This is a genomic window from Geodermatophilus bullaregiensis (assembly GCF_016907675.1).
Taxonomy (GTDB): Bacteria; Actinomycetota; Actinomycetes; order Mycobacteriales; family Geodermatophilaceae; genus Geodermatophilus; species Geodermatophilus bullaregiensis.
This window is the reverse complement of record NZ_JAFBCJ010000001.1, coordinates 3,737,360-3,757,732: the sequence shown is the minus strand read 5'-3', so window position 1 is coordinate 3,757,732 and position 20,373 is coordinate 3,737,360. Positions and strand designations below refer to the sequence as shown.

Genomic DNA, 20,373 nt, shown 5'->3' with positions numbered 1-20,373 from the left:
CACCTCCCGGGTGCAGACGACGACACCGGCGTGGTCCCATGATCATCTCAGTGCGGCCCCGGGCGCGCCCCACCCCGTGGGAGCGGCGCACCCAGGCCGCACCGGCACGAGCACGGCCCGCGCAGGGCCCCGAGCAGGAAGGACCCGATGCCTCGATGGCACTGCCCGAGCGCCCCCCGCGGGACGACCCGCGGTCCGGCACGGTCGCTGCGGCACCGGCGGCGGCTCCCGTCGTCGGCATCCGGCCGCTGACGGCCGCGACGCTCGAGCAGCACGGGACCCGGCTCACCGTCCCCACCTACGACCGCTCGGCGCTCGTGCCGGCCGTCGTGCACCTGAGCGTCGGCGGCTTCTCGCGCGCCCACCAGCTCACCTACTTCGACGAGGTCGCCGAGCGGCGGATCTCCGACCAGTGGGGCGTCGTCGGCGTCGGCCTGCGGGCCCGTCTCATGCAGGAGGCGCTCGCGCCCCAGGACAACCTCTACACCGTCGTCGAGCGCAGCCCCGACGGCGAGCGCGCCCGCGTCGTCGGCGTCCTCACCGACTACCTGTTCGCGCCCGACGCCCCCGGCGCCGTCCTCGACCGGCTGGCCGACCCGCGCACCCGCATCGTGACGATGACCATCACCGGCGCGGGCTACCTGCTCGACCCCACCACCGGGGCCTTCACCCCCGACGACGACGTCGAGCACGACCTCGCCTCCCCCGGCGCCCCGCGCACCGTCTTCGGTCTCCTCGTCGAGGCGCTCGACCGCCGCCGGCGGGCGGGCACCGCCCCCTTCACGGTCCTGTCCTGCGACAACCTGCACCGCAACGGCGACGCCACCCGCACCGCCGTCGTGGGGTTCGCCGCCCTGCGCGACGAGGTGCTCGCCCGCTGGATCGCCGACCGGGTGGCCTTCCCGAGCAGCATGGTCGACCGGATCACGCCGCAGACCACGCCGGAGGAGCGGGCCGCCGTGGCCGCCCGGCACGGCATCGACGACCGCTGGCCGGTGATCACCGAGCCGTTCTCCCAGTGGGTGATCGAGGACGTCTTCTGCAACGGCCGGCCGCCGCTGGACCGGGTCGGCGTCCGGTTCGTCCGCGACGTCACCGAGCACGAGCTGATGAAGACCCGGCTGCTCAACGCCAGCCACTCGGCGCTGGGCTACCTCGGCGTCCTCGCCGGCTACGAGCGCATCGACGAGCTGATGGGCGACCCGGTCTTCGCGCGCTACGTCACCGCCCTCATGGACGACGAGGTCACCCCGCTGATCCCGTGCCCGGAGGGCGTCGACCTCGCCGAGTACAAGGCGGTGCTCTTGCAGCGCTTCGCCAACCCGGCCATCGCCGACCGGCTCTCCCGGCTCTGCCGCCGCGGCTCGACCAAGCTGCCGCACCACCTGCTGCCCTCGCTGCGCGAGGCGCTGGCACAGGGCCGCCCGCACGCGCTGCTCACCCTCGCCGTCGCCGGGTGGGTGCGCTGGCTGCAGCGGACCGACGACGCCGGCCACCCGCTGCCGGTGGAGGACGACTGCGGGCCGCACCTGCAGGCACTCGCACGTGCCGGCGGCACCGACCCGCGGCCGCTGCTGGCCGACGAGCCGGTGTTCGGCGACCTCGGCCGCGTGCCCGGCTTCGCCGACGAGCTCGCCGCCGTGCTGTGCCGGTTCGAGCGGGACGGCGTGCGGGCGACCGTCGCCTCCGCCACCTCCGCCACCTCCGCCGCCACCGCCGCGGACGCCCGGTGAGCGCTCTCCGCACGGCCGCGACGGCCCTCCCCCGGGACGTCGTCGCCGGCCTCACCACCCTGCTCTGCGACGCCGACGGCAACCTCTTCCCCTCCGAGGAGCCGGCCTTCGTCGCCTCCGCGGAGGTGACCAACCGCTTCCTCGGCGAGCTCGGCGACGAGCGCCGGTTCACCCCGGAGGAGCTGCGCCTGGCCACCACCGGCATGAACTTCCGGACGACGTCGCGGCGGCTGGCCGCCGAGGCGGGCCGGCCCGAGGTCGACGTCGAGCCGTGGGTGGCCGAGGAGCGCCGCGCGGTCACGGCGTACCTCGGGGAGCACCTGCGCCCGCACGAGCCGACGACGTCCGCCCTCACCGCGCTGGCTGCGCACCTCCGGCTGGCCGCGGTGAGCTCCAGCGCGCTGGGCCGCCTGGCCGCCTGCTTCACCGCCACCGGGCTCGACGAGCTCATCCCGCCGGCGGCCCGTTTCAGCGCCGAGGACTCCCTCCCGACGCCCACCAGCAAGCCCGACCCGGCCGTCTACCTGCACGCCTGCGCACAGCTGGGCATCGCCCCGGCGGCCGGCCTGGCGGTCGAGGACTCCGTGCCCGGTGCCCTGTCGGCGGTGCGGGCGGGCTGCCCTACGGTGGGCAACCTGCTCTTCGTCCAGCCGGCCGAGCGCGCCGACCGGGAGGCCGCACTGCGGGAGGCCGGCGTGCTGGTCGTCGTCACGTCCTGGCAGGAGCTCGCCGACCTGCTGCTGCCCGTCCTCGCCGGCCGGGACGTGACCGCCACTCCGGGAGGAGCCCCATGAGGATCGTCTACAGCAGCTTCCGCGGGCTGTTCTCCGACAGCCCCCGCGCCGTCTACGAGGCACTCGTGGCCCGCGGCGACGACGTCACCCACACCTGGCTGACCTCGAGCGTCGCCGAGGACGCCTTCCCGGCCGGCGTCGAGACGATCCCCTTCGGCAGCCCGGAGAGCATCGCCGCGCTCGAGTCCGCCGACGTCGTGCTGTCCAACGACCACGTGCCCCTGGACTGGGAGAAGCGGCCGGACACCCTCTACCTGCAGACCTGGCACGGCACGCCGCTCAAGCGGATCCACAACGACGTCCTCTGGGCGCCGGAGGGCCGGCTGGCCTACCTGGAGCACGACATCGCCCGCTGGGACGCGCTGCTGTCGCCGAACCCGGTCAGCACGCCGCGGTTCCGGCAGGCCTTCGGCTTCACCGGCCCGGTGCACGAGACCGGCTACCCCCGCAACGACCTGCTCTCCAGCCCGCGGCGCGACGAGGTGCGCGCGCAGGTGCGGGCACAGCTGGGCATCGGCGAGGGGACCCGCGTCGTCCTCTACACGCCCACCTGGCGCGACGACCTGGTCTTCGAGGGCACCGGCGCGAAGGACTTCGACTTCCCCGTCGACCTCGCCGACTTCAGCGCCCGGCTGGGCGGGGACCACGTGCTGCTGCTGCGGCTGCACAGCATGGTCTCCGACCGGCTCGAGCCGATCGAGGGCATGCCGGTGCGGGACGTGTCCGCCTACCCGGACATCCGCGACCTGTACCTGGCGGCGGACCTGCTGGTCACCGACTACTCGTCGACGATGTTCGACTTCGCCATCACCGGCAAGCCGATCCTGCTCTTCACCTACGACCTGGCCGAGTACCGCGACCGGCTGCGCGGCTTCTACTTCGACCTGGAGGAGGTGGCGCCGGGGCCGCTGCTGGCGACCAGCCGCGAGCTCGTCGACGCCGTCGCCGACCTCGACCGGGTCACCGCCGCGCACGCCGAGCGCTACGCGCGGTTCCGGGAGACCTTCACCGCCCTCGAGGACGGGCACGCCACCGAGCGCGTCCTCGACCTGTTCTTCCCGCCCGGCGGATCCCCCGCCGGCGCAGCTCCGACGACCCGAGGAGGGGACCACAGTGCGCATCGCTGACCTCGCGAAGACCGCCCAACTGCACGGCAGGATGCTCGCTGCGCGGCCAGGCGCCCGCCCGCGGCCGGTCCCCGTCCAGGTGGTCATCCTGGCCGCCGGGATGGGCACCCGCCTGGGCCGGCCGCTGCCCAAGCCGCTGACCCCGCTGGTCGACGGGCGGAGCATCCTGCACCGCCAGCTCGACACGCTCGAGCAGGTGCTCGGCCCGGCCGTCGACGTCACCGCGGTCGTCGGCTTCCAGTGCGAGCTGCTCATGCAGGCCGCGCCGGACCTGCGCTTCGCCTACAACCCGCACTTCGCGCGGACCAACACGTCCAAGAGCCTGCTGCGCGGGCTGCGGACCACCCGCGAGGGCGGGGCGCTGTGGCTCAACGGCGACGTCGTGTTCGACGCCGCCGTCCTGGAGGCCGTGCTGCCCGCGCTGCAGGCCGACGAGAGCTTCGTGTGCGTCGACACCTCCACCGTCGCCGAGGAGGAGGTCAAGTACACCCTCGACGCGGACGGCTTCATCGCCGGGCTGTCGAAGACGGTGACCGGCGGGCTCGGCGAGGCGGTGGGCATCAACTACGTGTCCGCGGCGGACAAGGCCACCCTCGTCGAGCACCTGGACGCCGTCGGCGACCAGGACTACTTCGAGCGCGGCATGGAGACGGCGATCGCCGAGGCGGGCCTGCGGTTCCGGCCGCTGGACATCTCCCGGTTCGCCGCCGTGGAGGTCGACTTCGAGGCCGACCTCGACCGGGCCAACGCGATGCTGTCCAGCGCGCGCCTGCACCTGCACCCGGTGCCCAGCAGTAGCGACTAGCTGGAACGGCCCCGCTGCAGGGGCCCGCCGCGAGCGGAGCGAGTGGTGGGGGGCAGCGGGGTCCTTCGTCAGCCGACCGGCTGGGGCTCCGGTGCCGGGCGACCGGAGCCGGTGCGCTCGGGGTCGCGGAACCGGCGCGCGGCGGCCAGCCCGGCGGCGACCAGCCCGGCGCCGCCGGCCACCAGCACGCCGACGGCGACCCGGGCCAGCACGTCGGGGCCGTTGCTCACCACGTTCGCGCTCCACAGCACGTCGACGTCGGGCAGGCCCTGCACCAGCAGCAGCCACCCCAGGACGACGGCGCACAGCCCGGCCACCACGCCGCGGCCACGGCGGGCGGCCGCCGCCCCCAGCACGGCCACCAGCGCCGCGGTGACCGCCGGCAGCAGGGCCGAGACCACCGCGGCGGCGTGCGAGGACACCGTCACCGGCGGCTCCGGCGTGGCGGCCGCGTGCCACAGCGCCGCGGCCCCGCCCAGGGCCAGCGCCGCGACCAGCGGCCGCGGCGTCCGGGCCAGCAGCCCGGTGGCGGCGACGACGGCGGCCAGCGCCAGGTGCAGCGTCCAGGTCAGCGCCGGTGCCGGCGGCGGGCTCCAGGTGAGCTCGCCCCGCACGGTCACCGCCGTCGTCCCGTGCGCCATCGGGACGGTCCACTCCGACACGGTGTGCGACCGCGTCGGGTCGGCCGCGACGACGGGGGGCAGCTGCCCCTCGCTCATCCAGTGCGTGCGGTGGTCGTGCCACAGGTACTGCGGCTCGGTGGACACCTGCACCCACTCCGGCTCGGCCGCGGGGTCGGCCTCCGGCGGCAGGGTCACCCGGCCGTAACGGTCGAGGTTGATGTAGGTGGCCGGGCTGTGCGCGTTGCGCCAGACGCCGTCCGGGCCGATCCGCAGGTAGGGCTCGTCGGAGTAACCCGGCACCGTCACCTCGGTGCCGGTGGTGTTGACCACCTCGAGCTCGTCGCCGAACTGCAGCACCCGGACGTCCACGCCGGCCACCGCCGGCTGCACCGAGGTCACCCGGCCGTCGAAGTCGCTGCCGGCGGCGCCCCCGCCGACGTGTGCCGCGGCCGGCCCGGCCAGGGCCAGCCAGGCCAGCACCCCCAGGACGACGACGACCAGGCGGCCGGCCGCCGACGGGCGCACCACGGCTAGGCCGCGGAGGCGACCGCGTCCAGGTCGCCGGCGATGTCGCGGGAGGTGTTGCCGGCGTCGAAGGCGACGTGCGCCTGGTCGTCGGCGCCGTACAGCAGCAGCAGCGAGCTGTGCAGCCGGCCGGCGTCCTCCGCCAGCGGCACCCCGGCCGACAGCTGCGCCTGGTCGATCACGTCCTGCGCGCCGGTCAGCCCGACGAAGCGGGTGGGCAGGTCGGCGTCGAAGCGGGCCAGGTACTCGGCGAGCACCTCGGGGGTGTCGGCCGCCGGGTCGGTGGTGACGAACACCACCTGCACCTGCTCGGCCAGCGCCGGGTCGACGTCGCGCAGGGCGAGGGCGACGTCGGCCATGGTCGTGGGGCAGATGTCCGGGCAGTTCGTGTAGCCGAAGAACAGCAGCGTCGGCCGCCCCGCCGTCGCGGACGCGAAGTCGTAGGCCGCGCCCGAGGTGTCGGTGAGGGTGAACGACGGCCGCTGGTAGGGGTCGCGCAGGTCGATGCCGGCGTACTCGTCGCCCGGGCCCTCCAGCGAGGCGGCCGCGCCGCCGGAGTGGTCGTGGCCCTCGTCGGCCGAGGCCGTGTCGCCGTCGGCCCCGCAGGCGCTGACCGCGAGGCCGACGGCGAGGAGCAGCGCGGCGAGCCGGCCGCGAGCGGGAGGGATCACGAGGACACGGTACGTCGGCCCGCGCGGTAGCCGAGGACGACGCCCGCGAGCCCGACGGCCAGCGCGAGGATGGCCAGGAACAGCGCCAGGCCGGCCGGCTGGCCGCTCACCTCGTCGCCGTGCGCGTGCTCCTCGGCGGCCGCGGTGCCGGTGGCCGCCGCCGTGTCGCCGTCCGCGGCCGTCAGCGACAGGACCGGCGCGGGGCTCTCCGGCTCGGCCTCGCCGTCGACGGTCGGCTCGATCCAGGCCGACTCGGTGCCGTCGCTGTAGGTCTGCACCACCGGGTAGCTCAGGGACTCCGCGTCCGGGAAGGGGCCGCCCGACAGGGAGAACTCCTGGAACTGGCCGGGCGCGACGCCGCCGCCCGGGTCGGCGCGGAACTCCACCACGGAGACGTAGTCGCTGATCTCCTGCCCGTGCACGCTCACCGGCTCGTGGAGCTGCGCGGCGGTCGTCGAGATGCTCCAGCCGGGCACCGGCTGGGCCCGCAGGGAGGCCATGGCGGCGTCCGCGGGGACCGAGATGCGCACGGCCACGGTGCTGGCGGTGTCGCTCTCGTTGGGCACCCGGAAGGTGAGCTTCCCGTAACCGCCGGCGGCCGCGTCGTCCGAGGAGACCGTCACGTGGGCCGACGCGCCGGTCGCGACCACGACGGACGCGACCAGGGCGGCCAGCACGGCGGCCAGGACGACGCCGGCACGGGCCAGCGGTCGCAGGGTGGGGTGGGACACGGTTCTCCTTCTCCTCGCTCCGACGAGCATCAGCGCACCGGGAAGTCGGTGCTGGCGGTGGTGGCGGTGAACTCGTCGAGCCGGACGCTGACCGCCACGGTCCAGGTGCCGGCCCCCGGGATCGACATCCCGTCGGCCACCCAGTGGCCGGGGCCGGCGGGTTCGAGGTCGACCTCGAGCGGGCCGATCTCCTGCTCGGGCTCGGTGAGCGTGACGCGCAGGTCGGCCGGCTGGGCGAGCCGACCGGCGTCGTCGAACAGGTACAGGTGCAGGGTGTTGGCGCCGGGGCGGGCCGGGTCGACCGACAGCTGCACGCTGCCGGACTCCCCCGCCGCCGACCGCAGCGGCAGCGTGACGTCGACCGGCTCGGCGAGCGTGGCGCGGGCCGGCGGGGTGCCGACCAGGACCGCCGACAGCGCGAGCACGACCGCGGCGACGCCGGCCTCGACCAGCACCGAGCGGCGCAGCGGACCGACGTCCTCGACCGCGCCGCGTGCCTGCGCGGCCGCCCGCACCCGGGCGGCGGCGACGGTGCCCTCGTCGGCCCGCTCGTCGGCGCCGGGGGCCGGTGCGGCGAACGCGTGCGCGGTCACCCGCCGCCGCCCGCCCGGCCGGGGCCGGGCGACGCCGAGGTGCTGCTGCACCCACACCCGCGAGACCCCGGCGGCGGCGAGGAGCAGCAGCACCAGCGCGAGCTTGGCGAGCAGCACCCAGCCGTAGGTCGTGGACACCAGCGCCGTCGGCGAGCCGACCTCGCGCACCGACTGGACGACGCCGGTGACCACCAGCGCGGCCACCGAGCCCGACGCGAGCCGCGACCACCGCGGCAGCGCGCCGGCCAGCTCGCCGGCCTGGGCGCCGGGCCGGACCAGCCCGGCCAGCAGCGCGGCCAGCCCGCCGAGCCACAGCACCATCGCCGCCACGTGCACGGCCGTGACCGCGGTGGCGAACACCGGCAGCGGCCCGGCGACCGGGTGTCCCACCGCGGCGGTGGCGAGGACGACGCCGCCGGCGAGCACCGCCGGACCGGCCGACTCCTGTGCCGTCGGGGCGCTGCCGCGGCGCCACAGCGGGACCAGCAGCGCGGCCAGCAGCAGCGCCAGCGCCCCGCGGCCCAGCGTGGTCAGGCCGAAGGCCGACGACCCGGTGGTGGCCACCAGCGCCGGGTCGAGCAGCGAGCCGAGCCCGGCCCCGGCCGCGTAGGGCCCCTGCAGCAGGGAGGTCAGCACCGCGCCGACGGCGACGGCGGCCAGGCCGGCGGTGGTCAGCCGGCGCATCCGGGGCGAGGCCCATCCCGCCGGCCAGCACAGCACGAGGAACGCCGGGACGCCGAGGCCGACGGCCAGCCCGGCGAAGCCGAGGGTCCGGGCGGCCGGCAGCGCCGCGGCCACCAGCGGGTCGACGTCGGGGTCGGCGGCCACCGAGCCGGCGTCGGCCAGCGCGCCGTCGCCGACGACGAAGGCGTAGGCCCCGCTGATCGGGTGTGAGTCGGCCGAGACGATCCGGTAGGTGACGACGTAGCTGGCGTCGGGCAGGTCGTCGCGCAACGGGACGGTGACCGTGTCGCCGTCCACCGAGGGCGCGCCGGTGTCGGCCCGCTCACCGTCCTCACCGAGCACCCGCGCGTAGCCGGCACCGAGGGACACGCCCTCGGTGAAGCGCAGGGTCACCGCGTCGGGTGCCGCGTCGAGGCGGGCACCCTCCCCCGGGTCGGTGGACACCAGCTCGGCGTGCGCGGCGGCCGGGCCGGCGGTGGCGACACCGAGGCCGAGCCAGCCGGCGAGCAGCACGAGCAGCAGCAGCGGCGGGCGCCGCCGCGGGGCGGGTGCACTCACGCGGGCACCCGCTCCCGGCCCAGCACCCCGGCCGGTCGGCGGCGCGGCCGCTGCCGCCAGGCGACGGCGGCGATCAGGACCACCCCGGCCAGCAGCAGCAGGTGCGTGGCGGCCCGGTCGGCGTGCACGTGCCCGGCCTGCAGGTCGCGCACCGTGGTGACGGCGAGCAGCACGGTGAACGTCGCGAGGAACGGCAGGGCACCGGCGGCCAGCCGCGGCAGCGCCGCGACGGCGACGAACGCCGCGGCGACGGCGAGGTTCCAGGCACCGGCCTCGTGCGCCATGTGCACCGGCGCACTCATCGCCGCGCTGCCGCCCGCCAGCGCCGGCCAGGCCAGTCCCGCCTGCGCCACGCCCGCGGCCAGCAGGGCCAGCCGCAGCGCCGAGTGCACCAGCCGGGTGCGGGCGGCCGCGGCCGCGCCGGGCAGCGACCGGGGCAGGGCGCCGAGGACCGCGGCGGTGAGATCGGGCACAGCGGGCGCGGGGGCCAGCCGGGCGCGGCGGGTGACCTGCCCGGCCGCCCGCGCCCAGCCTGCGCAGTCGGGGCACACGGCCAGGTGGCGGTCGAGGTCGGCGGCGGGCATGCCGAGCGGCTCGCCGTCGAGACGTGCCGAGGCGGCCTCGCGGAACGGTGCACACTGCATGCAGCAGTAGTCGTCGCCGAGGGCCGTCCGGTTCCCGGCTCGGCGGGGATTCCGCACGGAGGAGGGACGTGGACGAGCTGGAGCGGGCCGCGGCGGCCGCCGTGGACGGCGACCCGCTGGCCGCCGCCACCCTCGTCCGGGCCACCCAGTCCGACGTCTGGCGGCTGTGCGCGGCGCTCGGCGACCGGGACTCGGCCGACGACCTCACCCAGGAGACCTACGCGCGCGCGTTCGCCTCCCTGCACCGCTTCGAGGGCCGCTCCTCGCTGCGCACGTGGCTGCTGGCGATCGCCCGCCGGGTCTGCGCCGACGCCGTCCGGTCGCGCCGCCGGCGCCGGCTGACCCTCGTCCGCGACGACGCCGACCTCGAGGCGCTCGGCCCCGCCGACGGCGCCGACCGGGTGGGCGAGGGGGCCGCCGTCACCGACCTGCTGGCCCGGCTGCACCCCGAGCGCCGCGAGGCCTTCGTGCTCACCCAGCTGCTCGGGCTGTCCTACGCCGAGGCGGCGGAGATCGCCGGGTGCCCGGTCGGGACGATCCGCTCGCGGGTCGCGCGGGCCCGCGCCGACCTCGTCTCGGCGCTGGACGGGGCCGGCGCGCAGGACGCGACGGGAGCCGACGCAGCGCGCGCGTGACGGCGAGGTGAACGGACCGTGGACGGGTACCTATGCTGCCCGACGGCCGTTCCACCGCCTCCCGCGGCAGGCGACCGCACCCACCCGCCGATCGGGAGCCCCGCGTGCCCTTCAGCCTGACCCCCAAGGACTCCAGCTTCTACCCGCTGTTCACCGCCTCGGCGGAGAACCTGGTGACGGCCACCGACGTCCTGAGCGAGTTCATCCACGACCACGCGCGGCGCGAGGAGCTGGCGGCGCGGCTGCGCGAGCTCGAGCACATCGGCGACCAGTCGACGCACGCGGTCTTCCGCCAGCTGAACTCCAGCTTCGTGACGCCGTTCGACCGGGAGGACATCTACCGGCTGGCCAGTGACCTCGACGACGTCATGGACTTCGTCGAGGCCGCCGCCGACCTGGTGGTCCTCACCGGCCTGGGCACCCTGCCGGCGGAGATGAGCCAGCAGACGGCGCTGCTGCAGCGGGCCGCGCAGACCACCGCCGAGGCGATGCCGCGGCTGCGCACGCTGAAGGACCTCTCCGAGTACTGGATCGAGGTCAACCGCATCGAGAACGAGGCCGACAAGCTCTACCGGCGGCTGCTCTCGCGGCTCTACAGCGGGGAGTTCGACGCGCTGGAGATCCTCAAGCTCAAGGAGGTGGCCGACCAGCTCGAGGAGGCCGCCGACGCCTTCGAGCACGTGGCCAACGTCGTCGAGACCATCGCGGTCAAGGAGTCCTGACCCGGTGGACGCGGCCTTCCTCGCGCTGGTCGTCATCGTCGTCGTCGCGCTGGCCTTCGACTACACCAACGGCTTCCACGACGCGGCGAACGCCATCGCGGTCGCCGTCTCCACCAAGGCCCTGACCCCGCGGGTCGCGCTGGCCCTGGCGGCGGTGATGAACCTGGTCGGCGCGGTGCTGTCCACCGAGGTGGCCAAGACCGTCGGCGCCGGGATCATCGACCCCCCGGAGGGCGGCGGCGGGCTGGAGATCGTCTTCGCCGCTCTGATCGGGGCGATCACCTGGAACATGATCACCTGGTACTTCGGGCTGCCCTCGTCGTCGTCGCACGCGCTGATCGGCGGTCTGGTCGGCGCGGCGCTGGCCGCGGCCCACTCGGTGCAGTGGATGGGGATCCTCGACAAGGTCGTCATCCCGATGGTGCTCTCGCCGCTGGTCGGCTTCGGGCTGGGCTACCTGTTCATGCTGGCGATCCTCTGGGGTTTCCGGCGGGCCAACGTCACCCGCGCCAACCGCGGCTTCCGCTACGCCCAGATCGTCAGCTCGGCCACCATGGCGCTGGGCCACGGCCTGCAGGACGCCCAGAAGACGATGGGCATCATCACGCTGGCGCTGTTCACCGCAGGCGAGATCGACACCTTCGAGGTGCCGCTGTGGGTCGTGCTGGCCGCGGCCGGCGCCATCAGCGCGGGCACCTACGCCGGCGGGTTCCGCATCATGCGCACCATGGGCCGGCGGATCATCCAGCTCACCCCGGCCGGTGGCTTCGCCGCGCAGACCGTCGCCTCCGGCGTCATGGTCACCACCGCGACGGTGTTCGCCGTCCCGGTCTCCACCACGCACATCACGACGACGTCGATCATGGGCGTCGGGTCCACCCGGCGGCTCTCGGCCGTGCGCTGGGGCGTGGCCGGCAACATCGTCGTCGCCTGGGTCGTGACGCTCCCCGCGGCCGGCGCGGTGGCGGCGCTGGCGTACGTCCTCACCGACCTCGTCGTCGGCTGAGCCGCGCCGCACGGGCACCCGGCGACTCGCCGGACACGGGTCGGCAAATGTCGATCGATCTGGTAGACATAGCACCCGTGGCGGTGACGCGGGTGCTCCTGGTGGGGCGGATCCACGTCGACCTGCTGCGCGTCTGCGCCGCCGCCTGTCCGGGCTGCTGACCCCGCGCCCCTTGGGTCCCGCGCTCCGTGCGCGCCCCGTCCCCCGCTCGTCCCCGCCGGAAGCCGCGCCTGCGCGCGCCCGGCGCCTCTCCTCGGAGTCAGCCCCGTGAAGACCCTCATCGTGCTCGCGCTCGCCGGCCTGGGCGCCCAGCTCGTGGACGGCAGCCTGGGCATGGCCTACGGCGTCACCTCCACGACGCTGCTGCTGGCCTTCGGCACCAACCCCGCCGCGGCCTCGGCCACCGTCCACTTCGCCGAGATCGGCACCAGCCTGATGTCCGGCGTGGCGCACTGGCGGTTCGGCAACGTCGACTGGAAGGTCGTCGCCAAGGTCGGCTTCCCCGGCGCCATCGGCGCGTTCATCGGCGCCCACGTGCTGTCGAGCCTCTCGACCGAGGTCGCCGCCCCGGTGATGTCGCTGATCCTCCTGTCGCTCGGCGTCTACCTGGTGGTCCGCTTCACCCTGCGCGGCATCGACCGCCGCAACCTGGGCAAGCCGGCGCGCAAGCGTTTCCTCGCCCCGCTCGGCCTGGTGGCCGGCTTCGTCGACGCCACCGGTGGCGGCGGCTGGGGACCGGTCGGCACGCCGGCGCTGCTGGCCAGCGGCCGGATGGAGCCGCGGAAGGTCATCGGCTCCATCGACACCTCCGAGTTCCTCGTCGCCCTCGCCGCCAGCCTGGGCTTCCTCATCGCCCTCGGGTCCCAGGGGATCAACTTCCTGTGGGCGCTGGGTCTGCTCGCCGGCGGCCTGGTCGCCGCCCCCATCGCGGCCTGGCTGGTGCACCACGTCCCGCCGCGCATGCTCGGTTCGCTGGTCGGCGGGATGATCATCCTCACGAACAGCCGCACGCTGCTGCGCAGCGACTGGATCGACGCCTCCGACCCGGTCCGCTACGCCGTCTACGCGGTGATCTACGCCGTCTGGGCCGCCGCCGTCGTCCACTCCTACCGCCAGTACCGCAAGGACCGCGCGCAGGAGTCCGCCGACGCCCTGGCCGCCGAGGCCGCCCGCCTGGTCGAGGACGAGGCGGGCCGGCACCCGGTCCCGCCGGCCGACGCCGCGGACGCCGCCGACCTCCAGCGCAGCATCGGGGCCGGCCGCCCCGCCGATCCGCGCGACTAGCAGGAGGACCCGTCCTCCCCGCGACGGGGACCGGGCGAGGCCCCGCTCGGCGACTGCCGGGCGGGGCCCGGCCGTCTCAGCGGCCGGACAGCAGCGCCGCCTCGAGCTCGGGAGGCAGGCCCGGCTCGGACAGGCCGTGCGGCGGGGGCAGCCGGTGCGGCGTCGCCTGCAGCCAGGCCCAGGTGTCGGCCAGCGTCTCGCGCAGCGGCCGGCTGGGCAGGCCGAGCTCGCGGGCGCGCGCGGTGGCGACGTCCCAGGCGGTGCGGGCCGTCTCGCGGGGCAGCCACAGCGGCAGGTGCAGCCACGGCTGCACGCCGGCGGCCAGCAGGTCCTCCTCGGGCACCGGTACGAGTTCCGCGCCGCCGCCGGTGACCTCGCGGCACAGCGTCAGCAGGTCGCCGTAGGTGGTCATGCCGGCCGGGCCGGTGGCGTTCACCGCGCCGGTCTCCCCCCGTTCGGCCATCGCGACCAGCCAGCCGGCGAGGTCGCGGACGTCGACCAGCGCCATGGGCTGGTCGAGCGCGTCGGGGACGACGACCCGCCCGCCCCGGGCGATCCGCTCCAGCCACCACCCGATCCGGTGGACGAGGTCGTGCGGTCCGGCGATCAGGCCCGCGCGGGCGGTGAGGAAGCGGCCCGGGAAGGCGGTCCCGAGCACCCGTTCGGCCTCGGCCTTCGTCGACCCGTACTCGTCCCCCGCGCTCTCCCCGACCGGTTCGTCCTCGCTCCGGACCGGCCCGGGTGGCCAGCCGGTGTAGGCGTTGAGGCTGCTGACGAACACGTAGGACCGCACGCCCGCGTCCCCGCCGAGGGCCGCGGCGGCGTGGACGGCCGCCGCGCGGGTCTGGCAGGAGGTGTCGACGACGAGGTCCGGCGTCCGGCCCTGCAGGGCGCGCGGGAGGGCGCCGGGGTCGTCGCGGTCCCCGGTCAGGGCGCGGACGCCGGCCGGCGGCGGGCCGCTGACCCCGCGGGTGAACGTCGCCACGTCGTGGCCGCGCTCGAGCGCCGCCGTCGCCACGTACCGGCCGAGGAAGTGGGTGCCGCCGAGGACCAGGAGTCGCATGGCACCCACCCCAGCCGAGCCGCGCCCCCGCCGTCCAGCCGGTTCGCCGAGGGCGCAGGCGCCTCAGACGGCCCGGGTCACCGGGAGGTCGGGCACTTGGGGCAGCGGCTGGGACCGCGCGGCGGCCATCACCATCTGCGGGGAGCGGGGCAGCCCACGCCGGGTGCACAGCCGCAGCGCGCGGACACCGGTGATGACGTCGGTCTCCGGCGGGACGACGAGCAGGTTCGCGAGCCGGCTGCCGCCGGCCCAGCTCAGGCAGACCACGCCGGGGTCCATGCTGCTGAACCCGCCGGTCCGGACGACCCGGTCGTCGACGACGAGCTTGCGCGGGGCCGGCTGCCACGGGCCGAGCGGGTAGGTGAAGCGCTCGATGCGCAGGCCGCGCCGGTCCAGCGCCGCCACCAGCTCGGGCACCTCGACGGCCAGGTCCCGGCTGCGCGGGTACCAGGCCCCGTCGAAGGCGTTCTCCCCCGACCCGGCGTCGGCCCGCAGGCTCACACGGACGTCGATGCCACCGCGGAAGCCCTCGGGGCCCCGCACCACCCGGGTCGTCGTCATCAGTGTCCGCCTCCTGCTCGCCACCGCGGGCCCGCGTCCGGGTCCGCACGACGACCGTAGGTCGGCGTCCCGGCGCGCCCCCGCGCGTACCGGCCGGGCCTGTCGGCGCCCTCCGGCCCGTCATCACCAGCGGTCACGATCCGGTCACGACGTTCCGGGTGGACGTCCGCGGAGGTGCACAGCGGCCCCCGCCCGGCGTACCGGGCGGGGGCCGCTGCGGCCGGCTCAGGGCTTGGGCTTGCGGTTCTTCGCCTTGCCGCGCTCGGTCTGGTCGAGCACCACCTTGCGGATGCGGACCGAGGCCGGGGTGACCTCCACGCACTCGTCCTCGGCGCAGAACTCCAGGGCCTGCTCCAGGTTCAGGATGCGCGGCGGGATCAGCCGCTCCAGCTCCTCGGAGGTGGACTTGCGCATGTTGGTGAGCTTCTTCTCCTTGGTGATGTTCACGTCCATGTCGTCCGGACGGGAGTTCTCACCGACGATCATGCCCTCGTAGACGTCCGTGCCCGGCTGGACCATGAGCTGGCCGCGCTCCTGCAGCGAGAACATCGAGTACGTCGTGGCCACGCCCTGGCGGTCGGCGACCAGCGAGCCCGTCGGCCGGGCGCGCATGTCCCCCAGCCACGGCTCGTAGCCCTCCAGGTTGTGGTTCAGGACGCCGGTGCCGCGGGTCTCGGTGAGGAACTCGGTGCGGAACCCGATCAGGCCGCGCGAGGGGACGATGTACTCCATCCGCGCCCAGCCGGTGTCGTGGTGCACCAGGTTCTCCAGCCGCCCGCGCCGGGTGGCCAGCGCCTGGGTCAGCGTGCCGACGTACTCACCGGGCGTGTCGATGGTGACCCGCTCGACGGGCTCGTGGAGCTTGCCGTCGATGACCTTGGTGACGACGGTCGGGCGGCCGACGGTGAGCTCGAACTCCTCGCGGCGCAACTGCTCGACGAGGATGGCCAGCGCCAGCTCCCCGCGGCCCTGCATCTCCCAGGTGTCGGGACGCTCGGTGGGCAGCATGCGCACCGAGACGTTGCCGACCAGCTCCTGGTCGAGGCGGTTCTTGATCAGCCGCGCGGTGAGCTTCTTGCCGGACCGGCCCGACAGCGGCGCGGTGTTGATGCCGATGGTGATCGAGATCGACGGCTCGTCGACGGTCAGCGGCGGCAGCGGCCGCGGGTCGTTCGGGTCGGCGAGGGTGTCGCCGATCATGACGTCCTCGATGCCGGCGATGGCCACGAGCTCGCCGGGGCCGGCGCTCTCGGCCGGGGTGCGGGTGAGGCCCTCGGTGACCAGCAGCTCGGTGATCTTGACGTGCTTGATGGTGCCGTCGGTGCGGCACCAGGCGACCGTCTGGCCGCTCTTCATCGTCCCGGAGTGGATGCGCAGCAGCGCCAGCCGGCCGAGGTAGGGCGAGGCGTCGAGGTTGGTGACCTGCGCGCGCAGCGGCTCCTCGGCGTCGTAGACCGGCGCCGGGATGGTGTCGAGCAGGGTCTTCACCAGCGGCGCGAGGTCGGGGCTGTCGGGGCTGGTGCCGTCGGCCGGCCGGGTGAGCGAGGCCTGCCCGGTCTTGCCGTTGCTGTAGACGATCGGGAAGTCGAGGTTGTCGACGTCCATGCCGGAGTCCTCGAGCAGCTCCATGAACAGCTCGTAGGTCTCGTCGACGACCTCGCCGATGCGGGCGTCGCTGCGATCGGTCTTGTTGACCACGAGGATCACCGGCATCCCCTTGCCCAGCGCCTTGCGCAGGACGAAGCGGGTCTGCGGCAGCGGGCCCTCGGAGGCGTCGACGAGCAGGACGACGCCGTCGACCATCGACAGGCCGCGCTCGACCTCGCCGCCGAAGTCGGCGTGGCCGGGGGTGTCGACGATGTTGACGACGACGGGGTTGCCGTTCTCGTCGGCCAGGTGGATCGCGGTGTTCTTGGCCAGGATGGTGATGCCGCGCTCGCGCTCGAGGTCCATCGAGTCCATGACGCGGTCCTGCGTGGAGTCGTTGTCCGTCCCCTCGCCCTTGGCGCGCCCGAGGGCGCCCGCCTGGCGGAGGAGGGCGTCGACCAAGGTGGTCTTCCCGTGGTCGACGTGGGCGATGATGGCCACGTTGCGCAGGTCGTCGCGGGTGGGCATGCGGAAGGGCACCTCGGGGGAGTCAGGGGACGCCGCGGCAGTGCGCGCACGCGGCATCACGAGTAACGGCCGCCGGCCCGGCGACCTTCCCATGTTAGTGGAAGGACCCCCTGCCGCCCTCCGCGCGCGAGCTCGCGGCGGGACCCTGCAGGGGGCCGACCGGCGATCCGTGAGCAGGCTCACCGACCCGGACGCGGGTGAGGCGCTCCTCCAGCTCGGCGGACGACCGGTCGGCGGTCCCCAGGCGGCGGTGCGCCCGCGCCGCCGGAGAGGTCGGCCACGGGGAGCCGGACAGCCACGCCGGGTCGGCGCGCGTCGTCACACCGTCAGCCTGGCGAGGACCGCTCGGACGCGTCACCCTGCGCCGGACGCGTCAGCGGGTGAGCTGCCCCGGCTGCGGGCGGTCGGCCACCGCGTAGGTGACCCCCGCCGCCGCGAGCGTCACCAGCCCCACCGCCAGCCACGACGCCATCCCGACACCGAGCGCCAGGACGTGCGCCAGGACGAAGGCGCCGACGTAGAGGGCGCCCAGCCCCAGCGCGACCGCCCACCCGCGGCGCTGCACCCACAGGTACGCGGCGCCCAGCCCGCCGGCGAGGAACACCGCGCCACCCAGCGCGCGGATCCCGGTGCCCTGCGCGACGCCGAAGCCGGCCGCCAGCCCGACGGCGACGAGGACGGCGGAGGACAGCCGGGTGCGGGCGCGGGTCAGCACGGACGTCGTCATGGCCCCGAGTCTCCCCCGGCCGCGGAGCGGCGCCCACCGGCCCCCGGCCCGCCCGTCGTCGAGGCCGGCCACGGGTGCACGTCAGCAGGTCGCGGCGAACTCCCGCACCCGTGCGACGAAGCGCTCGGGTGCCACGAGGTGCGGGTGGTGGCCCAGGGGACGGCCGCGGTCGTCGGTCCAGACCTCGATGGTCGCGGTGGGCATCCGGCTCGCGAACCACGCCGCGTACCCCGGCTCCGGCTCGAGGCCGTGGAGGGCGAGGGCCGGCACGGTGACACCCGCGGCGATCTCCTCGGCGAGCGCGGTCAGGGACTCCGGCGTCCCCTCGAGGTACGGCCTCCAGGTGGCCATGACCACCTCCTGCCGGATCCGGCGGCGCCGGGCCAGGGCGGCTGCCGTCTCGTCGTCCATGGCTCCCCGGCTCCACTCGAACATCCCCGCCACGACGGCGTCGAAGCCCATCCGCCCGATCAGCGACACGGCCGTCCGCACGCTCGGCTGCACGCGGGCGAGCGTCAACGGCAGGTCCACGACGACCAGCCCGCGGGTGGCGTGCCGCCCGGCGTGGACGAGGGAGACCAGTCCCCCGAGGCTGTGGCCGACGACCAGCGGGAGGCCCGGCAGCCCCGTCGCGGCGAAGGCCGCCTGGACGTCGTCGGCCATGTCGGCCAGCTCGTAGCCGTCCGCCTCGGGTGAGTCGCCGTGGCCGCGCAGGTCGACCCGGACGACGGTGGCGGACCGGGCCAGCGGCGGGACCAGCGGACCCCAGAAGGACCGGTCCTCGGCGAGGCCGTGCACGAGGACCAGGGGTGGACCGGAACCCTCGACGTCCGTGGCCAGCGGGACCGTCCGCGCGGTGCTCACCCCTGGAGATCCTGACGGTGCGCCCCCGGACACGCGAGGGGCCCGGACGCGCACAGCGTCCGGGCCCCTCGGCGACGTGGGGGGTGGTCCTCCGTCAGGCGGTGCGGAGCACGGCCTCGATCTCGAGCTCGACGTCGATCTTGTCGCCGACGACGACGCCGCCGCCGTCCATCGGCAGGTCGATGTCGACGCCGTAGGCCTTGCGGGAGATGGAGGTCTTGGCGCTGAAGCCGGCGCGCGTGCCGCCGTAGGCGTCGGGGCCGAAGCCGTTGACCTCGAGCTCCAGGGTGACCGGCTCGGTGGTGCCCTTGATGGTCAGGTCACCCTCGAGGGTCCAGTCGCCGCCGTCGAGGCTCACCACGCGGGTCGACCGGAAGGTCATCACGGTGTGGTTGCCGACGTCGAAGAAGTCCGCCGAGCGGATGTGCGCGTCGCGCTGCTCCTGACGGGTGTCGATCGAGTCCATGTCGACCGTGGCGGTCACGGTGGACTGCGCCGGGTCCTCGGCGGTGACGATCTCGCCGGAGAACCGGGTGAAGTAGCCGCGCACCTTGCTGACCATCATGTGGCGGACGGAGAAGCCGACGGTGGAGTGGGCGGCGTCGATGTCCCAGGTGCCGGCGAGGTAGCCGGGGATCTGGACGGCGGTGCTGCTGGTCATGACAGGGACCTCTCGATGGTTGAGCGTTTGACCTTCTACGCCCGCAGCGTAGTTGAGAGCTCATCTATTCCGCCAGTAGGATGGGCCCATGACGACAGAGGTGTCGCGCGCCGGCGGGACGGGGTCGCCCGACGGCGGGACGCGCTGGCTCGACGCCGGTGAGCAGCGCGCCTGGCGGGCGTGGCTCTACAGCAGCCAGCTGCTCAACGACCGGCTCGACCGCGAGCTGATGCGGGCCACCGGCATTCCGCACGCCTACTACGAGATCCTCGTGCAGCTGTCGGAGACGCCGGGCCGCCAGATGCGGATGAGCGAGCTCGCCGACCGCTGCCTGTCCTCCCGCAGCCGCCTCTCGCACGCGGTGTCCCGCCTCGAGGAGCGTGGCTGGGTGCGCCGCCAGGAGTGCGCCGAGGACGGCCGCGGCCTGCTCGCCGTGCTCACCGACGAGGGCTTCACAGCACTGGAGGCCGCCGCCCCGATCCACGTCGAGGGCGTGCGCACGCACCTGTTCGACCAGCTCTCCCCCGAGCAGGTCGCCGCGATGCGCGACATCGGCGAGACGTTGCTGCGCCACCTCGACCCGGACTGAGGGAGGACCGCTCCGACCGGCGGGTCCTCCCGGAGGTGGACGACGACCGGCGCCGCGCTCCCTGGGGTCGCCCGCCGTCGGCCCGACCACGACCACCGGCGTCCAGGCCGCCTTCCCCGGCCGGTCGGCGTCCCACCTGCAGGCCGACGCCGTCGCCGCCGACCCCGTGCTGCGCTGGCGGCAGGTGACCGACGTCGCCCTCCCCTCCCTGAGCGCCGACCAGGTGCGTGCCACGCTCGAGCACACGCGGCGGTGATCGCGGCCGACACGAGCGTGCTGGTCGCCGCCTTCGCCTCGTGGCACGAGGCGCACGAGCCCGCCCGGGCAGCACTGTCCGGCGCCCGGCCCGTGGCGCACCGCGTGCTCGAGACCTACTCGGTGCTCACCCGGCTCCCTCCGCCGCACCGGGTCCTCCCCGAGCTGGCGGCCGAGTTCCTGCAGCGACTCGCACGGTCCGCACCGCTGACCCTGCCGGCCGGCGAGGTCGGCCGGCTACCGCGCGTGCTGGCCGACCGCGGGGTCTCCGGCGGCGCGGCCTACGACGCGCTGATCGCGGCCACCGCGCTGCACCACGGCGCCGAACTGGTCTCACTCGACGCCCGTGCAGCGACCACGTACCGGGCGCTGGGTGCAGCCCACCGGCTGGTGTCCTGAGAGG

The 20,373-nt window shown here is 75.2% G+C and carries 21 protein-coding genes; 10 read left to right on the top strand and 11 right to left on the bottom strand.

Annotation, left to right across the window (positions count from 1 at the left end):
• Positions 1-155 precede the first annotated feature (155 nt).
• From JOD57_RS17935 to JOD57_RS17920, 4 genes are read left to right on the top strand one after another with little or no spacing between them, the layout of a single operon-like run.
• Entirely contained in the window at positions 156-1,733 is a 1,578-nt protein-coding gene (locus tag JOD57_RS17935) for a mannitol dehydrogenase family protein (RefSeq protein WP_204693273.1), read from the top strand.
• Positions 1,730-2,527 (top strand): HAD family hydrolase, encoded by a 798-nt coding sequence (locus JOD57_RS17930; protein ID WP_204693272.1) that lies wholly within the window; start codon positions 1,730-1,732, stop codon positions 2,525-2,527. Before JOD57_RS17935 ends, JOD57_RS17930 begins: the two co-directional genes overlap by 4 nt.
• A complete protein-coding gene (locus JOD57_RS17925; protein ID WP_204693271.1) occupies positions 2,524-3,654 on the top strand; it encodes a CDP-glycerol glycerophosphotransferase family protein in 1,131 nt (376 codons plus the stop codon). Before JOD57_RS17930 ends, JOD57_RS17925 begins: the two co-directional genes overlap by 4 nt.
• A complete protein-coding gene (locus JOD57_RS17920) occupies positions 3,641-4,459 on the top strand; it encodes a phosphocholine cytidylyltransferase family protein (RefSeq protein ID WP_307824772.1) in 819 nt (272 codons plus the stop codon). Before JOD57_RS17925 ends, JOD57_RS17920 begins: the two co-directional genes overlap by 14 nt.
• A gap of 68 nt (positions 4,460-4,527) precedes the next feature.
• Here the strand turns inward: JOD57_RS17920 and JOD57_RS17915 are convergent, their stop codons facing one another.
• Genes JOD57_RS17915 through JOD57_RS17895 form a run of 5 tightly spaced genes read right to left on the bottom strand, consistent with a single transcriptional unit; the run spans position 4,528 to position 9,488 of the window.
• Complete coding sequence (locus tag JOD57_RS17915) at positions 4,528-5,610, bottom strand: hypothetical protein (protein WP_307824771.1); 1,083 nt, start codon at positions 5,608-5,610, stop codon at positions 4,528-4,530.
• Between the two features lie 2 nt (positions 5,611-5,612).
• Complete coding sequence (locus JOD57_RS17910; protein WP_204693270.1) at positions 5,613-6,278, bottom strand: SCO family protein; 666 nt, start codon at positions 6,276-6,278, stop codon at positions 5,613-5,615.
• Positions 6,275-7,009: a YcnI family copper-binding membrane protein gene (locus JOD57_RS17905; protein ID WP_307824770.1), complete on the bottom strand. Its 735-nt coding sequence runs from the start codon at positions 7,007-7,009 to the stop codon at positions 6,275-6,277. Before JOD57_RS17905 ends, JOD57_RS17910 begins: the two co-directional genes overlap by 4 nt.
• 29 nt (positions 7,010-7,038) lie before the next feature.
• Positions 7,039-8,844: a copper resistance CopC/CopD family protein gene (locus tag JOD57_RS17900; RefSeq protein ID WP_204693268.1), complete on the bottom strand. Its 1,806-nt coding sequence runs from the start codon at positions 8,842-8,844 to the stop codon at positions 7,039-7,041.
• Complete coding sequence (locus JOD57_RS17895; protein ID WP_204693267.1) at positions 8,841-9,488, bottom strand: zf-HC2 domain-containing protein; 648 nt, start codon at positions 9,486-9,488, stop codon at positions 8,841-8,843. The genes JOD57_RS17900 and JOD57_RS17895 overlap by 4 nt, the downstream gene beginning before the upstream one ends.
• Before the next feature lie 68 nt (positions 9,489-9,556).
• Here JOD57_RS17895 and JOD57_RS17890 point away from each other — a divergent pair, with 68 nt between their 5' ends.
• From JOD57_RS17890 to JOD57_RS17875, 4 genes are all read left to right on the top strand, one after another.
• Entirely contained in the window at positions 9,557-10,123 is a 567-nt protein-coding gene (locus JOD57_RS17890; RefSeq protein WP_204693266.1) for a sigma-70 family RNA polymerase sigma factor, read from the top strand.
• A 104-nt stretch (positions 10,124-10,227) separates the two neighbouring features.
• Complete coding sequence (locus tag JOD57_RS17885) at positions 10,228-10,845, top strand: DUF47 domain-containing protein (protein ID WP_204693265.1); 618 nt, start codon at positions 10,228-10,230, stop codon at positions 10,843-10,845.
• Positions 10,846-10,849: 4 nt separating this feature from the next.
• Positions 10,850-11,851, top strand: coding sequence for an inorganic phosphate transporter (locus tag JOD57_RS17880; protein WP_204693264.1), 1,002 nt, complete (start codon positions 10,850-10,852; stop codon positions 11,849-11,851).
• Positions 11,852-12,118: 267 nt separating this feature from the next.
• On the top strand, positions 12,119-13,135 hold the full coding sequence (locus tag JOD57_RS17875) for a sulfite exporter TauE/SafE family protein (RefSeq protein ID WP_204693263.1): 1,017 nt from the start codon (positions 12,119-12,121) through the stop codon (positions 13,133-13,135).
• A gap of 76 nt (positions 13,136-13,211) precedes the next feature.
• On the opposite strand, the gene JOD57_RS17870 is transcribed toward JOD57_RS17875, so the two are convergent.
• The 6 genes from JOD57_RS17870 to JOD57_RS17845 form a co-directional block, all read right to left on the bottom strand.
• A complete protein-coding gene (locus tag JOD57_RS17870) occupies positions 13,212-14,198 on the bottom strand; it encodes an NAD-dependent epimerase/dehydratase family protein (protein WP_204693262.1) in 987 nt (328 codons plus the stop codon).
• Between the two features lie 63 nt (positions 14,199-14,261).
• Positions 14,262-14,759, bottom strand: a complete 498-nt coding sequence (locus JOD57_RS17865) for a DUF5994 family protein (protein ID WP_204693261.1) — start codon at positions 14,757-14,759, stop codon at positions 14,262-14,264.
• A gap of 225 nt (positions 14,760-14,984) precedes the next feature.
• The gene (gene typA / locus JOD57_RS17860) at positions 14,985-16,874 is read right to left on the bottom strand and encodes a translational GTPase TypA (RefSeq protein ID WP_204693260.1); all 1,890 of its coding nucleotides are present in this window, start codon (positions 16,872-16,874) and stop codon (positions 14,985-14,987) included.
• A 373-nt stretch (positions 16,875-17,247) separates the two neighbouring features.
• Positions 17,248-17,601, bottom strand: a complete 354-nt coding sequence (locus JOD57_RS17855) for a hypothetical protein (RefSeq protein WP_204693259.1) — start codon at positions 17,599-17,601, stop codon at positions 17,248-17,250.
• Positions 17,602-17,682: 81 nt separating this feature from the next.
• On the bottom strand, positions 17,683-18,465 hold the full coding sequence (locus JOD57_RS17850; protein ID WP_204693258.1) for an alpha/beta fold hydrolase: 783 nt from the start codon (positions 18,463-18,465) through the stop codon (positions 17,683-17,685).
• A 94-nt stretch (positions 18,466-18,559) separates the two neighbouring features.
• A complete protein-coding gene (locus tag JOD57_RS17845) occupies positions 18,560-19,126 on the bottom strand; it encodes a YceI family protein (RefSeq protein WP_204693257.1) in 567 nt (188 codons plus the stop codon).
• A gap of 88 nt (positions 19,127-19,214) precedes the next feature.
• On the opposite strand from JOD57_RS17845, the gene JOD57_RS17840 reads away from it, so the two are divergent.
• Both JOD57_RS17840 and JOD57_RS17835 read left to right on the top strand, forming a co-directional pair.
• Complete coding sequence (locus JOD57_RS17840) at positions 19,215-19,715, top strand: MarR family winged helix-turn-helix transcriptional regulator (protein WP_204693256.1); 501 nt, start codon at positions 19,215-19,217, stop codon at positions 19,713-19,715.
• Positions 19,716-19,967: 252 nt separating this feature from the next.
• The gene (locus JOD57_RS17835) at positions 19,968-20,369 is read left to right on the top strand and encodes a PIN domain-containing protein (protein ID WP_204693255.1); all 402 of its coding nucleotides are present in this window, start codon (positions 19,968-19,970) and stop codon (positions 20,367-20,369) included.
• The last annotated feature ends 4 nt before the right edge of the window (positions 20,370-20,373 follow it).

Bases quoted from the DNA above. Each gene is read 5' to 3' on its own strand.
- JOD57_RS17935 (WP_204693273.1), top strand. From the start codon at position 156: ATGGCACTGCCCGAGCGCCCCCCGCGGGACGACCCGCGGTCCGGCACG.
- JOD57_RS17925 (WP_204693271.1), top strand. From the start codon at position 2,524: ATGAGGATCGTCTACAGCAGCTTCCGCGGGCTGTTCTCCGACAGCCCC.
- JOD57_RS17895 (WP_204693267.1), bottom strand. From the start codon at position 9,488: ATGCAGTGTGCACCGTTCCGCGAGGCCGCCTCGGCACGTCTCGACGGC.
- JOD57_RS17870 (WP_204693262.1), bottom strand. From the start codon at position 14,198: ATGCGACTCCTGGTCCTCGGCGGCACCCACTTCCTCGGCCGGTACGTG.
- JOD57_RS17865 (WP_204693261.1), bottom strand. From the start codon at position 14,759: ATGACGACGACCCGGGTGGTGCGGGGCCCCGAGGGCTTCCGCGGTGGC.
- typA (WP_204693260.1), bottom strand. From the start codon at position 16,874: ATGCCCACCCGCGACGACCTGCGCAACGTGGCCATCATCGCCCACGTC.
- JOD57_RS17855 (WP_204693259.1), bottom strand. From the start codon at position 17,601: ATGACGACGTCCGTGCTGACCCGCGCCCGCACCCGGCTGTCCTCCGCC.
- JOD57_RS17845 (WP_204693257.1), bottom strand. From the start codon at position 19,126: ATGACCAGCAGCACCGCCGTCCAGATCCCCGGCTACCTCGCCGGCACC.
- JOD57_RS17840 (WP_204693256.1), top strand. From the start codon at position 19,215: ATGACGACAGAGGTGTCGCGCGCCGGCGGGACGGGGTCGCCCGACGGC.